The organism is Microbacterium sp. NPDC091662 (genome assembly GCF_044756705.1).
Classification (GTDB): domain Bacteria; phylum Actinomycetota; class Actinomycetes; order Actinomycetales; family Microbacteriaceae; genus Microbacterium.
Genome location: NZ_JBIVTM010000004.1, coordinates 1739 through 5333 on the forward strand (window position 1 = coordinate 1739; position 3595 = coordinate 5333).

The following is a 3595-nucleotide window of genomic DNA, read 5'->3' on the forward strand; positions in this document are numbered from 1 at the left end:
TCTGCACGCTGTTGGGTCCTGAGGGACCGGATGCGGATCTTTCGGGATCTGGTCTGAACCTCTGGGCCTCTTTCTGTTTCCCCCGTGTGGGGTTGTGGATAGGGGCACCGCCCGTACTTTGAGAACTACACAGTGGACGCGAGCATCTTGCAGCTGACTTCGGTCAGTTGCACAAGATGATCTTAAAGATCATTAGTCAATTTCAGATTCCATCTTCGGATGGGGTCGAGTTTTTGATTCAAACTCATGTGATTTCAAGTCTTTAAGAGCAAACGGTGGATGCCTTGGCATCTGGAGCCGAAGAAGGACGTAGCAATCTGCGATAAGCCTCGGGGAACTGATAAGCAAGTTTTGATCCGAGGGTGTCCGAATGGGGAAACCCCGCTGGGCGGCGTGCCGACCTAGTGACTCCCGCCTGAATATATAGGGCGGGTAGAGGGAACGTGGGGAAGTGAAACATCTCAGTACCCACAGGAAGAGAAAGCAACCGCGATTCCGTTAGTAGTGGCGAGCGAAACCGGATCAGGCTAAACCTAGCGTGTGTGATAGCCGGCAGGCGTTGCACGTTGGGGGTTGTGGGACTTTTCAGTCATCTCTGCCGAGGTGGCGGCGTTACAAGAAGGTATAGACGAACGGTCTTGAAAGGCCGGTCATAGAGGGTGCCAACCCCGTAGTCGAAATGCCTCTCTTGGCGCGAAGAGTATCCCAAGTAGCACGGGGCCCGTGAAATCCCGTGTGAATCTGTCAGGACCACCTGATAAGCCTAAATACTCCCAGATGACCGATAGCGGACAAGTACCGTGAGGGAAAGGTGAAAAGTACCCCGGGAGGGGAGTGAAATAGTACCTGAAACCGTTTGCTTACAAACCGTTGGAGCCTCCTTAGTAGGGGTGACAGCGTGCCTTTTGAAGAATGAGCCTGCGAGTTAGCGATATGTGGCGAGGTTAACCCGTGTGGGGTAGCCGTAGCGAAAGCGAGTCTGAATAGGGCGATTCAGTCGCATGTCCTAGACCCGAAGCGAAGTGATCTATCCATGGCCAGGTTGAAGCGACGGTAAGACGTCGTGGAGGACCGAACCCACTTAGGTTGAAAACTGAGGGGATGAGCTGTGGATAGGGGTGAAAGGCCAATCAAACTTCGTGATAGCTGGTTCTCTCCGAAATGCATTTAGGTGCAGCGTTGCGTGTTTCTTGCCGGAGGTAGAGCTACTGGATGGCCGATGGGCCCTACAAGGTTACTGACGTCAGCCAAACTCCGAATGCCGGTAAGTGAGAGCGCAGCAGTGAGACTGTGGGGGATAAGCTTCATAGTCGAGAGGGAAACAACCCAGACCACCAACTAAGGTCCCAAAGCGCGTGCTAAGTGGGAAAGGATGTGGAGTTGCCTTGACAACCAGGAGGTTGGCTTAGAAGCAGCCACCCTTGAAAGAGTGCGTAATAGCTCACTGGTCAAGTGATTCCGCGCCGACAATGTAACGGGGCTCAAGCACGCCACCGAAGTTGTGGCATTGACATTATTGGTAGGCCTTCGTGGTCCAGCCGTGTTGATGGGTAGGAGAGCGTCGTGTGGCCAGCGAAGCGGCGGTGTAAACCAGCCGTGGAGGCTACACGAGTGAGAATGCAGGCATGAGTAGCGAATGACGTGTGAGAAACACGTCCTCCGAAAGACCAAGGGTTCCAGGGTCAAGCTAATCTTCCCTGGGTAAGTCGGGACCTAAGGCGAGGCCGACAGGCGTAGTCGATGGACAACGGGTTGATATTCCCGTACCGGCGAAGAACCGCCCAAGCTAATCCAGTAGTGCTAAGTGTCTGAATCCCAGTGACTGATCCCTTCGGGGTGACGCTCTGGGCCTAGCGCACGACCCCATTCTGGTGCGGTTAGCGTATTAACAGGTGTGACGCAGGAAGGTAGCCCAAGCCAGGCGATGGTTGTCCTGGTGCAAGTGCGTAGGCCGAGTCGTAGGCAAATCCGCGATTCACATAGGCTGAGACACGATGCGGATAAAAAGTGGGTGATCCTATGCTGCCAAGAAAAGCATCGACGCGAGGTTCTAGCCGCCCGTACCCCAAACCGACTCAGGTGGTCAGGTAGAGAATACCAAGGAGATCGAGAGAATCGTGGTTAAGGAACTCGGCAAAATGCCCCCGTAACTTCGGGAGAAGGGGGGCCTTCGGCGTATAGGGATTTACTCCCGAAAGCGTTTGGAGGCCGCAGAGACTAGTGGGTAGCGACTGTTTACTAAAAACACAGGTCCGTGCCAAGTCGCAAGACGATGTATACGGACTGACGCCTGCCCGGTGCTGGAAGGTTAAGAGGACCGGTTAGCCGCAAGGCGAAGCTGAGAATTTAAGCCCCAGTAAACGGCGGTGGTAACTATAACCATCCTAAGGTAGCGAAATTCCTTGTCGGGTAAGTTCCGACCTGCACGAATGGCGTAACGACTTCCCAACTGTCTCAACCGCGAACTCGGCGAAATTGCATTACGAGTAAAGATGCTCGTTACGCGCAGCAGGACGGAAAGACCCCGTGACCTTTACTACAGCTTGGTATTGGTGTTCGGTGTGGCTTGTGTAGGATAGGTGGGAGACTTTGAAGCATGGACGCTAGTTCGTGTGGAGTCATTGTTGAAATACCACTCTGGTCACTCTGGATATCTAACTTCGAACCGTAATCCGGTTCAGGGACAGTGCCTGGTGGGTAGTTTAACTGGGGCGGTTGCCTCCCAAAAAGTAACGGAGGCGCCCAAAGGTTCCCTCAACCTGGTTGGCAATCAGGTGTCGAGTGTAAGTGCACAAGGGAGCTTGACTGTGAGACTGACAGGTCGAGCAGGGACGAAAGTCGGGACTAGTGATCCGGCAGTGGCTTGTGGAAGCGCTGTCGCTCAACGGATAAAAGGTACCTCGGGGATAACAGGCTGATCTTGCCCAAGAGTCCATATCGACGGCATGGTTTGGCACCTCGATGTCGGCTCGTCGCATCCTGGGGCTGGAGTAGGTCCCAAGGGTTGGGCTGTTCGCCCATTAAAGCGGTACGCGAGCTGGGTTTAGAACGTCGTGAGACAGTTCGGTCCCTATCCGCTGCGCGCGTAGGAAATTTGAGAGGATCTGACCCTAGTACGAGAGGACCGGGTTGGACGAACCTCTGGTGTGTCAGTTGTTCCGCCAGGAGCACCGCTGATTAGCTACGTTCGGGATGGATAACCGCTGAAAGCATCTAAGCGGGAAGCCGGCCTCAAGATGAGATTTCCATACCTTCGGGTGAGAGGCTCCCAGCCAGACTACTGGGTTGATAGGCCAGATGTGGAAGTGCAGTAATGCATGCAGCTGACTGGTACTAATAAGCCGATGACTTGATAACACACCGTTTGTTGGTGCTACGCGTCCACTGAGTGGTTCTCGATGTACGGTCGAGAACCGCATAACAACAATGACTTTGTTATGTGTTTGATTGAAACATCAATAGTGTTTCGGCGGCCATAGCGTGAGGGAAACGCCCGGTTACATTCCGAACCCGGAAGCTAAGCCTCACAGCGCCGATGGTACTGCAGGGGGGACCCTGTGGGAGAGTAGGACACCGCCGGACTCCTTTTAGACAA

Annotated in this window: 2 rRNA genes; both read left to right on the plus strand. The window is 54.0% G+C overall.

Features of this window, described 5'->3' with window-relative positions:
• Window positions 1-252 precede the first annotated feature (252 nt).
• Window positions 253-3357, plus strand: a 23S ribosomal RNA gene (locus tag ACIQLD_RS18695).
• A 108-nt stretch (window positions 3358-3465) separates the two neighbouring features.
• Window positions 3466-3582: ribosomal RNA gene (rrf, locus tag ACIQLD_RS18700) — 5S ribosomal RNA — on the plus strand.
• Window positions 3583-3595 lie beyond the last annotated feature (13 nt).